The sequence below is a fragment of the Streptomyces sp. NPDC033180 genome (assembly GCF_055577645.1).
This window is the reverse complement of sequence record NZ_JBVIPU010000004.1, coordinates 45,429-62,169: the sequence shown is the minus strand read 5'-3', so window position 1 is coordinate 62,169 and position 16,741 is coordinate 45,429. Positions and strand designations below refer to the sequence as shown.

At 70.0% G+C, this 16,741-nt stretch carries 14 protein-coding genes and 1 pseudogene; 6 read left to right on the top strand and 9 right to left on the bottom strand.

What is annotated here, in order from left to right; genetic code table 11:
• Window positions 1-178: 178 nt before the first annotated feature.
• A complete protein-coding gene (locus ACZ5WE_RS14220; protein WP_467686997.1) occupies window positions 179-1,048 on the bottom strand; it encodes a hypothetical protein in 870 nt (289 codons plus the stop codon).
• 83 nt (window positions 1,049-1,131) lie between these two features.
• Entirely contained in the window at window positions 1,132-1,536 is a 405-nt protein-coding gene (locus ACZ5WE_RS14215; protein WP_467686999.1) for a peptidase inhibitor family I36 protein, read from the bottom strand.
• 313 nt (window positions 1,537-1,849) lie between these two features.
• Between ACZ5WE_RS14215 and ctaD the strand changes: the two are divergent.
• A pseudogene (gene ctaD / locus ACZ5WE_RS14210) lies at window positions 1,850-3,421 on the top strand (aa3-type cytochrome oxidase subunit I); the annotation flags it as partial.
• 1 nt (window position 3,422) lies between these two features.
• Here the strand turns inward: ctaD and ACZ5WE_RS14205 are convergent.
• From ACZ5WE_RS14205 to ACZ5WE_RS14185, 5 genes are all read right to left on the bottom strand, one after another.
• On the bottom strand, window positions 3,423-4,493 hold the full coding sequence (locus ACZ5WE_RS14205; RefSeq protein ID WP_467687001.1) for a helix-turn-helix transcriptional regulator: 1,071 nt from the start codon (window positions 4,491-4,493) through the stop codon (window positions 3,423-3,425).
• A 70-nt stretch (window positions 4,494-4,563) separates the two neighbouring features.
• Window positions 4,564-5,439 (bottom strand): hypothetical protein, encoded by an 876-nt coding sequence (locus ACZ5WE_RS14200; protein WP_467687003.1) that lies wholly within the window; start codon window positions 5,437-5,439, stop codon window positions 4,564-4,566.
• A complete protein-coding gene (locus tag ACZ5WE_RS14195; protein WP_467687005.1) occupies window positions 5,436-6,716 on the bottom strand; it encodes a glycosyltransferase family 4 protein in 1,281 nt (426 codons plus the stop codon). Before ACZ5WE_RS14195 ends, ACZ5WE_RS14200 begins: the two co-directional genes overlap by 4 nt.
• Window positions 6,717-6,880: 164 nt before the next feature.
• A complete protein-coding gene (locus tag ACZ5WE_RS14190; protein ID WP_467687007.1) occupies window positions 6,881-8,161 on the bottom strand; it encodes an ABC transporter substrate-binding protein in 1,281 nt (426 codons plus the stop codon).
• The gene (locus ACZ5WE_RS14185) at window positions 8,136-8,726 is read right to left on the bottom strand and encodes an MTB12 C-terminal domain-containing protein (protein ID WP_467687009.1); all 591 of its coding nucleotides are present in this window, start codon (window positions 8,724-8,726) and stop codon (window positions 8,136-8,138) included. The genes ACZ5WE_RS14190 and ACZ5WE_RS14185 overlap by 26 nt, the downstream gene beginning before the upstream one ends.
• 135 nt (window positions 8,727-8,861) lie before the next feature.
• Between ACZ5WE_RS14185 and ACZ5WE_RS14180 the strand changes: the two genes are divergently transcribed.
• From ACZ5WE_RS14180 to ACZ5WE_RS14170, 3 genes are read left to right on the top strand one after another with little or no spacing between them, the layout of a single operon-like run.
• Window positions 8,862-9,374, top strand: coding sequence for a hypothetical protein (locus tag ACZ5WE_RS14180; protein WP_467687129.1), 513 nt, complete (start codon window positions 8,862-8,864; stop codon window positions 9,372-9,374).
• Window positions 9,375-9,378: 4 nt separating this feature from the next.
• Window positions 9,379-12,549, top strand: coding sequence for an ABC transporter permease subunit (locus ACZ5WE_RS14175; RefSeq protein ID WP_467687011.1), 3,171 nt, complete (start codon window positions 9,379-9,381; stop codon window positions 12,547-12,549).
• Window positions 12,546-13,259 carry an ATP-binding cassette domain-containing protein gene (locus ACZ5WE_RS14170; protein ID WP_467687013.1) on the top strand — a complete coding sequence of 238 codons (714 nt, stop codon included), beginning with the start codon at window positions 12,546-12,548 and terminating at the stop codon, window positions 13,257-13,259. The genes ACZ5WE_RS14175 and ACZ5WE_RS14170 overlap by 4 nt, the downstream gene beginning before the upstream one ends.
• On the opposite strand, the gene ACZ5WE_RS14165 is transcribed toward ACZ5WE_RS14170, so the two are convergent.
• Window positions 13,234-14,148: a LysM peptidoglycan-binding domain-containing protein gene (locus ACZ5WE_RS14165; protein WP_467687015.1), complete on the bottom strand. Its 915-nt coding sequence runs from the start codon at window positions 14,146-14,148 to the stop codon at window positions 13,234-13,236. The genes ACZ5WE_RS14170 and ACZ5WE_RS14165 overlap by 26 nt on opposite strands.
• 111 nt (window positions 14,149-14,259) lie before the next feature.
• A complete protein-coding gene (locus ACZ5WE_RS14160; protein WP_467687017.1) occupies window positions 14,260-14,901 on the bottom strand; it encodes a LysM peptidoglycan-binding domain-containing protein in 642 nt (213 codons plus the stop codon).
• Between the two features lie 527 nt (window positions 14,902-15,428).
• Between ACZ5WE_RS14160 and ACZ5WE_RS14155 the strand changes: the two genes are divergently transcribed.
• Together ACZ5WE_RS14155 and ACZ5WE_RS14150 are read left to right on the top strand one after the other, a co-directional pair.
• Entirely contained in the window at window positions 15,429-16,229 is an 801-nt protein-coding gene (locus ACZ5WE_RS14155; protein ID WP_467687019.1) for a hypothetical protein, read from the top strand.
• A gap of 178 nt (window positions 16,230-16,407) precedes the next feature.
• Complete coding sequence (locus ACZ5WE_RS14150) at window positions 16,408-16,707, top strand: hypothetical protein (protein ID WP_467687021.1); 300 nt, start codon at window positions 16,408-16,410, stop codon at window positions 16,705-16,707.
• Window positions 16,708-16,741 lie beyond the last annotated feature (34 nt).

The following is a 16,741-nucleotide window of genomic DNA, read 5'->3' as shown; positions in this document are numbered from 1 at the left end:
CGCATCTTCGTAACAACGATGTGATGTGGGATTTATCTCCAATGCGGGCCCCACATTCCAGGCCGTGCACACAGTTCTCTCATTCTGTTCATTGCCGGCTTGCGCACAGTTCACCCCAGGGGAACATTGACGATGTCTCTCCCAGGGGGTCTTTCCCCTTACCGGCAGCAAGAATCTATCACCTCTCCAGAACTCTGCGCGCCGCCGCCAAGTGCCTCTTATTCGCAGTTTTCATCTTGTCGAACTGAACAGCATGGCCACGGATGGTCTTCCTTTGCAGCTCGGTATCGACCTCTCGCCAAACGTCGACCACATCGGCGCTCCCCTTGCATCGGACGTCCGCTTTCGCCACCGCAAGCTCCTCGCGCGACGGCCTGTTCGTCTTCGACCACTTGCGATCCTCCGTCACACTCAACGGATCGCCGTAAGAGAATCCACTCACCTTCATGCATTTCCGCCAGGCGCGAAATGCACGTTCTACCTCCGGGTGACGCAACGTCGCACTGAACTCCTTCGACCTGAGATCATTCAGTGTCGGATTTCCAACGTCCGGCACGTCCCGTAGCAACTGCTCGTGCGCCTTCCCCCAGCAACCGCTGTTCCCGTCCTTCCCGAAGGAAGCCAACTGCTCGCGTACCGGAAGCCTCTCGCGCTCCTTCCAGGCGTTCTGCCTACGTGTCAAATCGGAACTGTCCGGTGGTACGTGGTAGCCAAAACGGCTCGCAATCTTCGGTTCCATCACTCCGTATCGTCGACGATTATCCGGATCGAGCGAATCCGAGGATGGAATCGGCAGCAACTCCCACTCCATCTTCTTCTTGCGCATGCAATCGCGAACTAGGATGTCTTCTGCGGACTCGACGATGTATATCTCACTGCTGGAGAGTTCATAGGCGTCAAAAGGGAGCACCAATCCCTTGACTTGCTCGGTCGCGGGAGGGACAGCCGGCGTTTCAGCCCGCCGGGGCTCTGTCGGACTGGGACTGCTCGAGCATCCAGCAACAAGAGCCAGCAGGATCAGCGAACCCAGGACCTTACGCGGCGTCATTTGTCTCCTCGCTGAGTAATACATAGGTGTGGCGCCGCACCGGAAACGGTGGGCGCCACACGAGCTAGCTTGCTCTCCAACGGCTACGAGAACTTGACGCAGCTCGCCTTGTTGTCGAAGCGGTTGTTGGTCAGGTCCTTGTCTTCGCCACGGGGCTTCATCTTGTGCTTGTCACCCGAGCAGCTGCTGGGGCGGTCCCACATCGTCACGTAGTGAGAAGTCAGGTTCTGAACGGAGCTGGTGCCGTTGTGAACGGTGCCGCCGGCCCACGTGTTGTTCCGGAGGTTCTTGTCCGTACCACCGACGGAGGCGTGAGCCCCCTGGAAGTTGTCGTGCTTGAAGAAGTGGAACCTGGCAGCCTGGATCCCCACATCACTGGAGCCGGACCCCTGCGGTGCAGCAGTGGCTCCAGCAGTAGCCGCCGAGCCGAACAGACCTGCCGCGCTCAGAGTGATGGCGCCGAGCGTCACAGCGAGCTTGCGCTTCATTAGTTCCATCCCTGTCTTCGATGTCGACTGAATGCAACCGGGCCCGAGGCCATGCGCATATCGCCATGGGCTTCAAGACCTGTGCATCCGTGTGGCCGGGACGTTCCCCTGCCGCGAGAGAGATCTAAACGCCTGGGGGGCTCCGCGAGAGCTCCATTCGACGAGCCTCGAAACGAAGCTCTCGGACATCGAGGTGCGCCGCTCTGTTGGAGTCAGGCATGACGCGAGCATGATGGTCCTGCTGTGGGTCACGGGTTGGCTCCGGTGAGCGCACAGGGCAGGACCGGGCGGCGCGACGGTGAAGGGGCGAGTGATGGGGACCGAGACCGCAACCGAGGCGGCACCGCCGGCCTTGCAGAAGAGTCCGGGCCGGGTCCTCGTGGACTGGCTGACCACCACCGACCACAAGAAGATCGGTCACCTGTACCTGATCACGTCGTTCGTGTTCTTCCTGATCGCGGGCCTGATGGCCCTGATGATGCGGGCCGAACTCGCCCGTCCCGGGCTGCAGCTCATGACCAACGAGGAGTTCAACCAGGCGTTCACCATGCACGGCACGATCATGCTGCTGCTCTTCGCGACGCCGACCTTCGCGGGCTTCGCCAACGAGATCATGCCGCTGCAGATCGGCGCACCCGACGTGGCCTTCCCACGGCTCAACATGCTCTCGTACTGGCTGTTCCTCTTCGGCGGCCTGATGGTGCTCGGCTCGCTCCTGGTGCCCAGCGGCCCCGCCGACTTCGGCTGGTTCGCCTACGCGCCGCTCAACAGCATGGAGCGGTCACCGGGGGTCGGCGCCGACCTGTGGATCATGGGGCTCGCGCTGTCCGGGTTCGGCACGATCCTCGGCTCGGTGAACTTCCTGACGACCATCATCGGGATGCGGGCGCCGGGCATGACGATGTTCCGGATGCCTGTCTTCACCTGGAATGTGCTGTTCACTTCGATCCTGGTGCTGCTCGCGTTCCCCGTGCTCGCCGCCGCGCTGCTCGTCCTGGAGGCGGACCGGCGCTTCGGCTCCATGGTCTTCGCCCCGGAGAACGGAGGAGCGCTCCTGTGGCAGCACCTCTTCTGGTTCTTCGGGCACCCCGAGGTGTACATCATCGCGCTGCCGTTCTTCGGGATCATCTCCGAGATCATCCCGGTGTTCAGCAGGAAGCCGATCTTCGGCTATCTGCCCCTGATCGGCGCGACGATGGCCATCACCGGGCTCTCCGTCGTCGTGTGGGCGCACCACATGTTCGCGACGGGCGCGGTGCTTCTGCCCTTCTTCTCCTTCATGTCCTTCCTCATCGCGGTCCCCACCGGCGTGAAGTTCTTCAACTGGACGGGGACGATGCTCAAGGGGTCGCTGTCGTTCGAGACGCCGATGCTGTGGTCGGTCGGCTTCCTGGTGAGCTTCCTCTTCGGCGGGCTCACCGGCGTCATCCTGGCCTCGCCACCCCTCGACTTCCACGTCACGGACTCGTACTTCGTCGTGGCGCACTTCCACTACGTCGTCTTCGGCACCGTCGTCTTCGCGACCTTCGGCGGCTTCTACTTCTGGTGGCCGAAGTTCACCGGGAAGATGCTCGACGAGACGCTCGGCAAGATCCACTTCTGGACGCTCTTCGTCGGCTTCCACGTGACGTTCCTCGTCCAGCACTGGCTGGGCGCGGAGGGCATGCCACGGCGGTACGCGGACTATCTGGCGGCGGACGGCTTCACCGCGCTCAACACCATCTCGTCCATCGGGGCGTTCCTGCTCGGCATGTCCACGCTGCCGTTCCTCTACAACGTCTGGAAGACCGCCAAGTACGGCAAGAAGGTCGACGTCGACGACCCCTGGGGCTTCGGCCGCTCCCTGGAGTGGGCCACCCCGTGCCCGGTGCCGCGCCACAACTTCGTCACGCTGCCCCGGATCCGCTCGGAGTCCCCGGCGTTCGACCTGCACCATCCGGAGTTCGCCGCGTTCCATCCGCCCCAGGCGCAGTACCCGGACCCGCAGACCGAACACCCCGGTCCAGGGCCCGGCTCAGGAGGTCCCTCGCCGAGCTGATCCGATCGGTGAGGTCCACGGGCTCGACGACCTCGAACTCGAAGCCCATCAGGAGCACATGGATCACCATGACGTCCAGGCTCATGGCTCCCGTGCGCAACAGGCAACTGCGCTCGGTCTCGGCCTCCAGCGTGCCGTCCGACGGTGTGGCCCGCTGGGCCGCCTCCTCCAGGGGCACCAGGAGCCGCAACACCGCCTGTGCGGCGTACGCACGCGTGGAGACACCCTTGGAGACGTACGCGGCGAGGTCGTCGGCGGGCGGGGTGCGCGGCGCGAAGCGCGGTCCGTGCGGCGGCCGGGGCTCGATGCGGTCCGCGCGGAACGTACGCCAGTCCTCGCGGTCGACGTCCCAGGCGACCAGGTACCAGCGGCGCTCCGTGCAGACGAGGCGGTGCGGTTCGACGGTACGCCGGGTCGAACTGCCGCCGTGGTCACGGTAGTCGAAGCGCAGGCGCTCGGAGTCCCGGCAGGCGTGGGCCAGTTCGGTCAGGACCGAGGGGTCGACGGCCTGCTGCCGCGGGCTCCGAAGCATCGGCACGGTGAACGCCGTCAGCGCGCCCACCCGGCGCCGCAGCCTGCTCGGCAGGACCTGCTCCAGCTTGGTCAGGGCGCGTACGGAGGTCTCGCCGATGCCCTCGATGCCCTGTCCGGCGGCGGTGCGCAGGCCGACGGCCACGGCGACCGCCTCGTCGTCGTCAAGGAGCAGCGGCGGCAGCTCCGCGCCCGCGCCGAGCCGGTAGCCGCCGCCCGTGCCGGGGCTCGCGTTCACGGGGTAGCCGAGCTCGCGGAGCCGGTCCACGTCACGCCGCACGGTGCGCGGGGTGACGCCGAGCCGGTCGGCCAGGTCCGCGCCCGGCCAGTCGCGATGGGCCTGAAGCAGCGAGAGCAGGCGGAGCAGTCGTGCGGAGGTCTCCAACATGGGCCGATTGTGCCCGGCGTCGCGGACAGCCACGGTCCGCGACGGCGTCACCCCCGCCGGCTTTGCGACATCAGCCCTCGACTGTGTTCGCCTCGCGGATCCGGACCGAGAGGTCGTTGTCGTTCGTGTAGTACGGCCCCGCCTCGAGCGGGCCGTGCGCCGCCGTGTCGAGCCGGACCACGGGGTAGGTGAAGATCTGCTTCTTGTCCGGGATGTCGTCCAGGAGCCGCGCGAGCCGGATCCGCGGCCCGCTCCCCCCCGCCGGGCGCAGCCAGAGGTCCCAGAGGCCGAGGCCGCTGTCGGCGAGCACGTCGCAGTGCAGGGTGAAGCCGAACTCCACGCCGTCGGCGGTCAGTTCGTAACGCTCGATCCGGTCGGGCTCGGCGCGGCAGGACGCCTCAGCGTAGGCGGCGCCGGTCAGCGCGGTGCCGTAGACGCGGCCCTGCGCGGTCACCGAAGCGTCGGCGATCCGCAGCTCGCCGATCTCCGCGTGCGGGGCGCGCAGCCAGCTGCGTACGGAGAGGTTGCCCTGCTTGGTGGCGTACGGGATGCGGACGGCGATGTGGCCGCGGGCGCCGCTGGGGGCGCGGTCGACCAGCGAGCGCAGGTCGTTGACGCCCGGCGCGAGGCGGCGCGGGGCGGCGCCCCCGACCTCGGCGTAGGCGTTCCAGCGTCCCTCGGCCAGCTCGACGCTGCTGGGCAGCGCGGCCCGCAGCCTGCCGTCGGCCGCCGGTGACAGCGGCAGGCGCACGTCCTCGTCGGTGGACGCGGCGTCGCGGTGGCGCAGCAGCAGATAGGCCGCGCCCTTGCCGCCGGGGTCGGTGACGTCGAAGGTGAGGCCTCCCGCGGAGTCGGCTATGCAGTCCGCGCGTGGTGCCGCCGCGACGTCCTGATCGCCACCGGCGTCGCAGGGCGATGAGGCGTCCGAGGTGGCCAAGGCCGTCATGCGGTGGATCCCTTCGTCTGTATGCCGCTGGTCGGTACCCCATGTCCGATGTCCCGCACCGCGTACGCGCCGTTCAGGAGCGCGCCGCGGGTGCGGTGCAGTGAGCCGCGCATCCGGCCGCCGAAGGAGCTGCCGCGGGCCAGCATCCCGGTGAACATCTCGTCGTAGCGTTCGGCGATGTGGGCCGGGTCGAAGCGCTCGGAGTCCTCGAGCGCGGCGCCCGCCATCCGCCGGCGGAGCGTGTCGTTGTTGATCAGTTCGAGCAGTCCGCCCGCGATCGCGTCCGGGTTGCCGACCTCGACGAGGCGCCCGTCGACACCGTTGTCGATGATCTCGCCCGGTCCGTGCGGGCAGTCGGTGGCGACGACGGGCAGGCCGCAGCGCATCGCCTCGACGATGGTCATGCCGAAGGACTCCAGGCTGGAGGTGACGGCCGCTATGGAGCCCTTGGCCCACTCGGGCTCGATGGGGTGGGCGGGCCCCATCAGGAAGACGTGGTTGTAGAGGCCGAGTTCGTCGATCAGGGCACGCAGCTTGTCCTTCTGCTTGCCGCCGCCGTATATCCGAAGGCGCCAGTCGGGGCGCTCCGCGCGCACCTGGTCGAAGGCCCGGATCAGCAGGTCGTACCGCTTGACGGGGGCGAGCCGCCCGGCGGCGACGACCCATTTCTGGTTGCCGTCGGCGGGCTCGATGCCGGGCGCGGGCACCGGGTTGGGCACGGCCTGGACGTGGACGCCGGGCAGGCGCATCATGCGGCGGTAGGCACGGGCGTCGGCCTCGGTCGTCGTGGTCAGGACGTCGAGGCGGGGGTAGACGCTGCGCAGCTGACGGCGCAGTTCCTTGGAGTGGCTGTCGAGCGTGAGGTGCTCCTGGCCGACCCGCAGCGGGCCGCGCGCGGTCTCGCGGGCCAGATGCACGTTCAGGCCGGGACGCGTACCGACCACCACATCGGCGCTGACCGAGGAGAGATGCTCGGCGATGCGCCGGTCGGTGAGGGCGCTGTACTGGTCGTAGCGGCCTTCCGCGCTGGGGAACGTCCGGGCGGGCCGCAGAGCCTCGGCGGTCTCCCCTTCGTACCCGGGGCTTTCCTTGCGCATGTCGACCAGGTGACTGAGCCGGACGCGGGAGTCGGGCGAGAACACGGGGTCGTCGCGGTGCCGGAAGACGGAGACGATCTCGACGTCGTGCTGCTCGGCGAGTGTGTTCGCCAGGTTGTACGTCGTCCGGATCGTCCCACCGATTCCGTACGCGTTGTGAATCAGGAAAGAGATATGCATGCGTCCCCGTATCCCACGCTTCCCCGCGGACAGTCCTTCTCGTCCGCCTACCGCAGGGTTAGACGGGGATTAAGGGCAGAGGGTTGGGCTTCATCATCGTCTTGTTCTTGAACAGTTGTGCCATCGGTATCCGGTTTCGGGAACTTTCCTGCTAGGTACACGCATCATGGCTGGTAGGAGAGCTGCGGCACGTCGAAACAGTTGTCGTTCATGTCCCCCTGTGTGACCCAGCCCTCACTGTCCTTCCAACGGGCCACCGACACACAGGTCCGCCGCGTCCGGGGCGGCTCGGCCCGCTCCTCGTACGTCACCGGCAGCAGCAGCCCACGCGCCGTGTACGGCTCGCCGCGGTTCATGAAGCCGTCGACACACGCGCGCGTGACGTCACCCCGGCACGACTTCGCCGCGTCCGTGAACCACATGGCGGCGGCCCACCCCTCCAACTGCCACTGGGAGAGCTCCTTGTGGTCCTTCATGGCGTCGCGGAACTCGCGTACGGCCGGCTGGTCCGTGTCCTCGTGGTTGCGGCTCGCGCCGGTGGCCCACAGGGCGTTGCGGCAGCGCGGCGCGTCCTTGTAGTCGTCGGCCACCGAGGAGGTCCAGTTCTGGACGTTGGTGACCTTGGCGGTGACGTCGGCGCCCACGTCGTCCATCGCCTCGCACAGCTGGGCGTTGCCGTGGCTGTCCATCGCGTCGAAGACGAGGTCGGCGCCCTGCTCCTTCAGGTCGGCCGCCGCCGCGCGGAAGTTGGGCAGCGCGAAGTCGACCTGCTCGGTGACCACCTTGTAGCCCTCGGCCTTCAGGCCCCGGGTGACGAGACGGGCGTACGCAGCGGAAGCGGCCTGGTTGTAGGAGACGACGGCGGCGGTGCGTGCGCCCTGCTCCCGCTTGAAGTAGCGGTAGACCTCGGTCCCGCCGACCAGCTTGCCGCCCCAGCCGGGCTTCCCGTCCCGCGGGGCGAGGCTGCCGTAGATGCCGTACAGATGCGGGTAGGTGTCGTACGCGGACCCGATCGGCTGGCCTCCGACATCGGGCACGCGTGCGCGGGAGACCCGGGAGGCGCCCGCGTAGTCGAGGGAGCTGGTCGCGACGAGCGCGACGACGCGCTCCTCGTCGAGGAGCTTGTGCACGCACTCGTTGTTGCCGACGCCGCTGCCGCCGTCGTCACACGTACGCACCTCGACCTTGCGACCGTCGATCCCGCCGCGCGCGTTCAGCCGTTCGAAGTACGCCTTGGCCCCGTCCCGGGGCCCGGTGAACGCGGAGCCGCCCACCGGGCTCGTCGCGCTGGTGATGATGCCGACCCGGACCGGCGCCCCCGACGGGGCGGGCGCCGTGCTCCTGGCCTCGAAGTCGCTCTCGGGGAGCCGGCTGCCGCACCCGGCCACCGCCACGAGCAGCGCGGCTGCGGCACAGGCCTCAGCAGCCCGGACCGGGCGACTCATTGCCGCTCAGCTTCACCAGTGCGCAGAGAGTCTTGACGGACACCTTCCAGGTGTCGTCCTGGTTGACGGAGGTGCCCGAGGCGTCGGGCAGCGCGGTGGCACCCTTCAGAGTCAGGGCGTACGTCACGTCCGCCTCGGTCGCCGAGGTGAACTCGACCTTGTTGACGTCGGCGCTGACCTGCTTGCCGCGCTCGTCGCCGCTGAAGCTCTTCAGGACGGACCGCATCTTCGGCCCGTTCTCGAGGACTGCCTCCTTGTCCTTCATGGAGACAGCCGGATCGAAGAACTTCTCGAAGTTCTCCTTCACCTGCTTCTCGGCAGCCGCCGGATCCGCGGGCGCGTCCTTTGAAGGCGCGTCCTTCGAAGGCGCTTCCGAAGAGGCGTCCTGAGTCGACTTCTCGGCGGACGGCTTGGGCGGATCGCTGTCGCCGCCCCCGCCGCTGTCGTCACCGCATGCCACGGCGGCCGGAGCGACAAGCAGGACCGCGGCAGCCGCAAGGGCCGCGCTCCGTACCCTTCCCCGCCTGAGATCGCTCCCCCGCTTGGGGCTGGTCCAGAGAACCATCTGGTTCACCACCGGGTGTCGGTCCGGGCCATCAGGGCCCGGTGCTTTCAGGGTCAGCTTGCAGAAGGCATAGTGCAAGCCATCGGCTGACATGGACAGCCCACCGACGCTACGAACGTGTCCCAGGGGGCGCAGATGCGGGCGGACCAACCGGATCAGACAGCTCGTTCGGCCCGGCTCCGTGCTGTGCGCCCCGTCCTGTGGGTGGCCTTCGCCGCCCTCGCCGCCGGAGCGGTGCTCTGCGTGGTCGGCTGGTACGGCATGTCGGGCGAACGCTTCGCCGAGCGGCAACTCCCGTATCTGGCGTCGTGCACGGTGCCGGGCGCTGCGCTGATCATCGCCGGGGCGGTGCTCTTCGCCCACGGCAGGAGCGCCCTGTCCACGGCCCGCGTGGAAGAGCTGTACGAGCTCCTGGTGACGGCGGGCACGCCGCCCGCCACGACGGAGCAGCCGGCCCCGGAGGCCACCAGCGGCGACGTGCTGATGATCCCCGGCGGCACGCTCTGGCACCGGGCGGACTGTCCCCTGGTGGCGGGAAAACCGGAGGCGGTCCCCGCGGACGCCCGCATCCTCGCGACCGGCGACCTGAGCCCGTGCCCCATCTGCGAACCGCAGCCGACCCCCCTCACCCCGTCACCGGAGCGATGACCCGGTGGCCTCCCTGAGCTACGACCTGACGCTGGCCGGGCTCGCGGTCGGCAGCGCGGCTGCCCTCACCGGCATCGGCCTGATCGTCACCTACCGCGCGACCGGAGTCCTCAACTTCGCGCACGGCGCCATCGCGATGGTCTGCGCGTACGTCCTGCGCCAGCTGACGGTGGAGTGGAACTGGCCGCTGCCGCTGGCCACCGCCCTCACGGTCCTCCTGATCGCCCCGGCCATCGGCCTGCTCCTGGAGAAGGCGGTCTTCCGCCCCTTGGCGGTCCTGGGCAGCGACCCGGCCCGGACCCTGGTGGCGTCCATCGGTGTCTTCATCCTCATGGTCGGCGGCGCCGCACTGATCTGGGGCCCGGGAGCGAAGGCGGACGCCCCCGAGCTCGTACCGGCGGAACCCTGGGCGCAGTTGGCGGTGACGATCGCCCTCGCCACGTCGATCTGGGCAGTCACCCGCTGGACCCGCTTCGGCAGCGAACTGCGGGCCGTGGTCGACAACCGCCCCCTCGCGGTCCTCAGCGGCATCGACGCGGACCGGGTCGCGTCGGCGGGCTGGGCGTTCGGCGCCTTCACGGCGGGGCTCACCGGCGTGCTGCTCGCCCCCTTCGTTCGCCTGGACCCCTACGGCATGCCGCTCCTCGTGATGGAAGTGGTGGCGGTGGCCGTGGCGGCCCGCATGCGCAGCCTGTTCATCGCGGTGGCAGTGGCCCTCGGAATCGGCGTGGCCCAGAGCCAGCTGACCCGCCTGCACCCGTCAGGCTGGGCGGAACCCCTCCTCCAGGCCGTGGGAGCGAACCTCTTCGTAGTGGCCCTCCTCATCGCGGCCCTCGTTCTCCCGGGCATCGGCTCGCAGAACACACTCCCCCGCATGGCGACGGCACGCGTCCCGACGCCGACGGGCGCGTGGATAGTGGCGGCGGTCCTCTTCCTCATCCCCTTGGGCTTCGCGGGCTCGGACCTCACCACGTCCGTCCAGGTCCCGGCCCTGGCGGTGATCCTCCTCTCCCTGGTGATCGTCACCGGCAGGGGCGGCCAGATCTCCTTGGGCCAGGCGGCGTACGCGGGTCTTGGCGCGCTCTTCACCGCACTCCTGACGGCGGGCCGCTTCCCCGGCCTGCCCGAACTCCCCCACCTCCCCGCCCTGGCCGTGGCCGTCCTCCTGGTCGCCCCGCTCGGCCTCCTCACCGGCTGGCCCGCGATCAGCCGCCGCGGCCTCGCGCTCGCCCTGGCGACGTTCGCGGTCGGCGTCGGCGTCAGCCGCTTCGTCTTCGCCCAGCCGTACGCGACGTCGGGGCTCAGCCTGGACCGTCCGGCGGGCTTCGACAGCGACCGCGCGTACTACGTTCTCGAACTGGTCCTGCTCGCCGGGGCGTTGCTCTTCGCCTCCAGCATGCGCCGGGGCCGCGTGGGGCGCGCGCTGGCCGCGATGCGGGACCACGAGGCGGGGGCGGCGGCCGCGGGCGTGCCGGTACGCTCCCTCAAGCTCACGGCCTTCGTGGCCGGCGCGGCGCTTGCCGCCCTGGGGGGCGGGATGCTGGGCATGGGTCTACGGGCCTTCGACCCCGCCGCGTACGACCCTGTGCGCGGGCTCCTCTGGTTCGCTGCGGTGGTGGTCCTCGGCGCGGACAGCCTGCTGGGGGCCCTGCTGGCTGCGGCGCTTCTGGTGGGTCTTGACGCGGGGACGCGGGGTGGCGTGGCGGCGGCCCTGATCGGTGTCCTCGCGGTGCTCGTCGGCCGCGTGCCGGCTGCCGCCGGGGGCCCACGCCGTCCTTCCCTGACGCCGCTGGGGCGGCGGGCCCGCAGCGCCTTGACCCCCACTCCCCACCCACCCACCCGTTCACCCCGCAGCCCCACCACAACGAACAAGCTCTCCCACCCACCCGCCCGTTCACCCCGCATCCACCCCTGGACGAACAAGCTCTCCCACCCACCCGCCCGATTGCCCCGCGGTGGGCGGGTGGGCCCCGATCGGTCGCCCGACAGCGGGCGGGTGGGCCCCGACCACTTGCCCCGCAGCGGGCGGGTGGGCCCCACCTGGCTGCTTCGTTGGCGAGCGGGGCCCGATCGCCCGCCACACAGCCGACGAGCAGGCCTCACCCGGCTACTTCGTTGGCGACCGGACCCCGATCGCCCGCCACACAGCCGACGAGCAAGGCTCACCCGGCTGCTGCGTTGGCGGGCGCGGTCCGATCGCCTGCCCCGTGGCGAAATTGGTGACGAGTCGCAGACGCCGTCGTCACCGGAGGGGACGTGCCGGTATGTCTGCCCGGAGCACGGTTCGCGGCGCTCCGGTGCCGAAGCAGCCCCGCGGCCACCGGACGATAGCGAGGACGGACATACCGGCGCGGCCCCGCCCCCAACAGCCGGACCACGGCGCCTCACCACGCACCCGCAGCCGCACACGCACCCGCACACGCACCCGCACCCGCACCCGCAGCCGCAAGCGGTCCCGCCCCCTGACGCACCCCGCCACGAACCCCCGCGCCCCCTGACGGCCCACCACATCACCGCCGCCTACGACGGCTTCACCGCCCTGGACGACGTGGATCTCGCCGTACCCCCGGGCACCATCACCGCCGTAGTAGGCCCCAACGGCGCAGGCAAGAGCACCCTCTTCCACTGCCTGGCCGGCACCCTCAGGCCCGACAAGGGCCGCATCACCTACGACGGCCAGGACATCACCCGCACCCCCGCCCACGCCCGGACCCGCCTGGGCGTGGCCCGCACCTTTCAGCAACTGGCGGTGTTCCCGTCGCTGACCATCACAGAGAACGTCCAAGTGGGCGCGGAACAAGCACGCCTGAAGCACGCCCAGGACACGACCGCCCAAGCCCTCCGCCTCCTCGCCCTGCACCACACCGCAACCCGCCGCCACCTCGCCGCGGACCTCCCCACCGGCACCCTCAGACGCGTGGAACTGGCCCGAGCCCTCGCAGGCCGGCCCCACACCCTCCTCCTGGACGAACCGGCAGCAGGCCTGGACACCGCCGAAGTGGCCGCCCTGGCCCGCGTCCTGCGCGCCCTGGCCGCCGACGGCATGGCGCTCCTGGTGGTCGAGCACGACATCGACCTGGTGGCGGACCTCGCCGACACCGTGCACGTCATGGCGGCGGGCCGCATCGTCACATCGGGCCCGCCGGCCGAAGTCCTCCACAGGGCGGCCCCATGAGAACCGGCATCGAACTCCACGAGGCCCGAGTCCGCTACGGCCCCCTCGAAGCCCTGCACGGCGTGACCCTCGCCGCTCCGTCCCCGGGGCTCACCGTCCTCCTGGGCCGCAACGGCTCGGGCCGCACCACCGCACTGCGCGCCCTGGCCGGCACGGCCCTCCTCACCACCGGCACCGTCACCTGGGACGGCACGGACGTCACCCGGCTCACCGCTCACGAGCGCGCACGGCGGGGCCTGTGCTTCGTCCCGGACGGCCAGGCGGTGTTCGGCCACCTCACGGTCGCCGAGAACCTCCGCCTCTGCGCCCCCACGCCCAACCCCGACCCCACCCCGGCCCTGGACGCGTACCCCGAACTGCGCCCTCTGCTCCCCCGCCCCGCAGGCACCCTCTCCGGCGGCGAACAACGCATGCTCGCCCTCTCCCGCGCCCTCCTGACGGCCGGCACCGGCCCCCACACCCAGGTGATCCTGATCGACGAACCCACCCAGGGGATGTCCCCCGCGGTCGCGACCCGGACATACGGCCTCCTCATCGCCCTGAGCACACGAAGCCGACCCACCTGCGTCATGACCGCGGAACAGCAACTACCGCCCGGCCTGCGCGAACACGCGGGCCGGACGGCAGTGGTGGTGCACGAACTGCGCCGTGGCGCGGTCGTGTTCAGCGGTGAGGCGAGCGAACTCAGCCGACCGGAGCCGCAGGCTTAGCCGACTCGGCAGGTTCGGCAGACTCCACAGGCTCGGCAGGCTCAGCCGAGTCCCCGGCCTCCGCGGTCTCAACCGGCTCGGCAGGCACCCCCGACTCTCCAGGCTCAGCCGACTCAGCGGGCTCAGCGGGCTCAGCAGGCTTCCCCGACGCCCCAGGCTTCGCAGGCTGACCCGGCTTCTCGGTCGCACCGGGCTTCGCGGAAGCGCTCGGCTTCGCAGACTCCGGCGGCTTCGACGGCTTCGACGGCTTCGGCGACTTCGACGGCTTCTCCGCCCCCGCCCCCTCGGACGTCTTGACCGCCTTCTTCGGGATGACCAGCTCCGTGCCGATGGCCAGCCTGTCGGGACTGCCCCCGACCTCCTTGCGATTGGCTTGATACAGGGCTTTCCATCCGCCCTTCACGTCGTGGCGGCGGGCGATGGAACTCAGCGTCTCCCCCGCCTTGACGACGTGCACGATCCCCCAGCCCTCGCGAATCTCCTTGGGGATCTTCTTGGAGCACACGGGCCAGGCCTTCCAGCCCTGGACCCGCAGCACCTTCTCGGCAACCTTGATCTGCTCCGCCTTGGTGGCCAGGTCGGCGCGCGGCGCGTACTTGCGCCCGCCGAACTCCTCCCAGGTGGACTGCTTGAACTGCAGCCCTCCGTAGAAGCCGTTCCCCGTGTTCGCGTTCCACCGGCTCGTGCTCTCGCACTCGGCGAGGCAGCTCCAAGCCCCCTCGGTCCGGGAGCAGTCGTACGCCCCGGCCGCGGACCCCGATCCCGGCAGGGATCGCGGCTGGGTCGGAGCCGCGTGCGCGGAGACGGGCAGCAGCAGCGAGGAGACAGCGGCGACGACCAGACCAGCGGGCCACAGCGACCGAAGACTCTTGATCGGCATCGGATACATCCGGCCACGCTAGGCAGCCCGGTCGCGGCACGGAGCCGTGCCGCGCCGCGACGGACGCGGCCCCACCCGGTCGGACGACCGAGCGGGACCGCGCTCCTGATGCCGCGACGCTCAGAGATCGAGCCGCTGCCCGGGCAGGATCACGTTCGGATCCGCGCCGATCACCGCCTTGTTGGCGGAGTACACCTTCTGCCAGCTGACGCCGTGCGCGGCCGCGATCCGGCTGAGGGTGTCCCCCTGCCGAACGGTGTAGTCACCGCGCCCGGAGCCCCGGTCGGCATGGCTCGGCGTCCGCTTCTGCGGCTTGGCGGGCTGCTGTTCCGCCGCCTTGGGCGCCTTGGGTGCCGTCTGGGCGGCCTTCGGGGCCGCCGGAGCGGCTGCCGCCGCCCCCGGCGCGCTGCCGGACGCACCCGCCCGCGCCGAGCATGAGGGCCAAGCGCCCCACCCCTGGGCGCTCTGGACCTTCGTGGCGACAGCGATCTGCTGCGCCTTGGACGCCTTGTCGGCGGTCGCCGCGTAGGCGCCTCCGCCGTACGCGCTCCAGGTGGACGCGGAGAACTGGAGTCCTCCGTAGTAGCCGTTCCCGGTGTTGATGTGCCAGTTTCCGCCGCTCTCGCACTGAGCGATGCGATCCCACACTCCGCTGTCCGCCGCTCCGGCCTGGCCGGTGGCGGTGAGCAGTCCCAGCGGGGCGAGCAACGCCGCTCCGCCGATCACTGCTGTCCTGCGAACGCACTTGGGACGTGCGGACATGAATTTCCCTCTCGAAGGACCCGGGGTCCCCCAGGTGACCCGGACCTCCTCGCGCATCTGACGCCGGAGGCCCGCTCACCCCGTCCGCCGGAGTTCGGCACGTTCGTGCCGTGGTGCTTGAGCTGGCTGCCTGGTGCGGCCGGCGGACGTACCCGAGCGGTGCTCGCTGCACACGGCGGTGGAATCTAGGCGCCCGCTCGCCCCGGTAACAACCAACTCCTTGTCATTCCAGGCCAGTTGGGCGTTACCCGGAGTATCGGCGAAATCAGGCCAGCCACTTAATTCACTGATTTCATGATTTATCGACCTGTCGCCACAGCGATCTGTGACCCACCTCACCGACCCAACTTCCCTGTGCACGGTAGACGTTGGCGCGGAGTGACGGATTTCGCCGGGCAACTCACCCTCCGCTGCGGATGGTTCGATTCCGTTCGCCTTCGCGCGTGACTTGCGCCACTGATCGCCCGTTGTCTCCTTATGAGCCGGGCACCCCCGGTCCGCACGCACACGATTCCGAGGAGCCCCCCGTGCCGCGCATGCTCGACGTCGGCGACGACGTACGCGCCGAGATCGGCGACGAAGAAGCCGACCGGCTGCTCGCCGGAGACAACGCCCCGGGCAGTTACGACTGCACGTCCTGCCGTACCCCGGGCGACACGGAGCAGGAACGCACCAGCACGGTCCTGTTCATCGGCGACGAGACCGCCGTACTCGCCTTCGCCCACGCCTCCTGCCTGCCCTCCCAGATCGTCCAGGTCTCCGAGGAGCAGCTCCAGGGTGCCGTCCGCTCGATCACCGGTGAGGACGGCACCGGCCTCGCCGGTGTCGCGGGACCCGGCGAAGGAGTGCCCGACCAGGCGGTCCTCGGCGTGACCAGCGGTCTCGTCCTCATCGAGGGCGAGCTGCGGCCCGCCCTCGTCGTCGAGCCGACCGGCGCCATCGCACGCCCGGGTTCCGCTCCCGGCGGCGGCGACGACTTCCTGCAGCTCCTGGTCGAGCAGGGCTTCACGCCGGTGGCCTCGCTCGACGGCGTACCCCCCGTGCTGCACGGCTGGTCGGTGCTGCTCGCCGCGGGCCAGCTGCACGCCGTGCTCCAGCCCGGCGCCGGCGGCGGCGCCCCCGTCGCCTGGTGGCAGGCGCACCAGGCGCTCCAGGTCACCGAGGCCTGGCGGACGGCGGCGAACAAGCTCCAGTCGGTGCTCCTGTTCGCCGCGCCGGTCGGCTCCATCGGCCGCCAGCCCCGCGAGGACCTGCTGCGCGACGCCCTGGACAAGGCGGCGACGCACGGCCGCCTGGTCGCGGCAACGATGCCGCTCGCGGGCACCTGAGCCCGTGCGGGCCGCGTCGCCGCCCCACCCCGAGGCACGACTGCGCCGGTCACGCTCCCGGCGCCCCGTGAAAGCGGCGCGGTCCCCGCATCCGTACGAGCACGGGGTCGTTGGCACATACGTGCACACATACGACCCCTCCCGCCCCCGGCCGGCGTACCAGACCCCCATCCCCTCCATGCGCTCGCCGCAGGACATGGGGGGCGACCACTCGGCCACACCGATCTACGACGCGCTCTACTCGGAGTACCGCAGGTCGTTCAAGGCCCTTCCGGGAGACCGGACCGGTGAGGAGGATCTGGGGTTCACGTCGTTCGGCAGTGCGCCGTACGGCACGCACCGCGTCGGCGACCGGCACGACCCCCGGCACAACACCTTCAGCCAGCTGCACGTCACCCGCTACTGCCACGAGCAGCACGGCACGGTGCACCAGCAGTTCCCGGCGGCGCTGCCGCCCGGTCCGCGCAGGGGGATCTGAGGCAGCACCATCACCAAGGGGCCGGGCCCCGCCT

Coding starts and splice junctions, on each gene's coding strand:
- ACZ5WE_RS14200 (WP_467687003.1), bottom strand. CDS start 5,439: ATGACGGCCTTGGCCACCTCGGACGCCTCATCGCCCTGCGACGCCGGT.
- ACZ5WE_RS14170 (WP_467687013.1), top strand. CDS start 12,546: ATGAGAACCGGCATCGAACTCCACGAGGCCCGAGTCCGCTACGGCCCC.
- ACZ5WE_RS14180 (WP_467687129.1), top strand. CDS start 8,862: ATGCGGGCGGACCAACCGGATCAGACAGCTCGTTCGGCCCGGCTCCGT.
- ACZ5WE_RS14215 (WP_467686999.1), bottom strand. CDS start 1,536: ATGAAGCGCAAGCTCGCTGTGACGCTCGGCGCCATCACTCTGAGCGCG.
- ACZ5WE_RS14205 (WP_467687001.1), bottom strand. CDS start 4,493: ATGTTGGAGACCTCCGCACGACTGCTCCGCCTGCTCTCGCTGCTTCAG.
- ACZ5WE_RS14150 (WP_467687021.1), top strand. CDS start 16,408: ATGCGCTCGCCGCAGGACATGGGGGGCGACCACTCGGCCACACCGATC.
- ACZ5WE_RS14190 (WP_467687007.1), bottom strand. CDS start 8,161: ATGAGTCGCCCGGTCCGGGCTGCTGAGGCCTGTGCCGCAGCCGCGCTG.
- ACZ5WE_RS14165 (WP_467687015.1), bottom strand. CDS start 14,148: ATGTATCCGATGCCGATCAAGAGTCTTCGGTCGCTGTGGCCCGCTGGT.
- ACZ5WE_RS14160 (WP_467687017.1), bottom strand. CDS start 14,901: ATGTCCGCACGTCCCAAGTGCGTTCGCAGGACAGCAGTGATCGGCGGA.
- ACZ5WE_RS14220 (WP_467686997.1), bottom strand. CDS start 1,048: ATGACGCCGCGTAAGGTCCTGGGTTCGCTGATCCTGCTGGCTCTTGTT.
- ACZ5WE_RS14195 (WP_467687005.1), bottom strand. CDS start 6,716: ATGCATATCTCTTTCCTGATTCACAACGCGTACGGAATCGGTGGGACG.
- ACZ5WE_RS14185 (WP_467687009.1), bottom strand. CDS start 8,726: ATGGTTCTCTGGACCAGCCCCAAGCGGGGGAGCGATCTCAGGCGGGGA.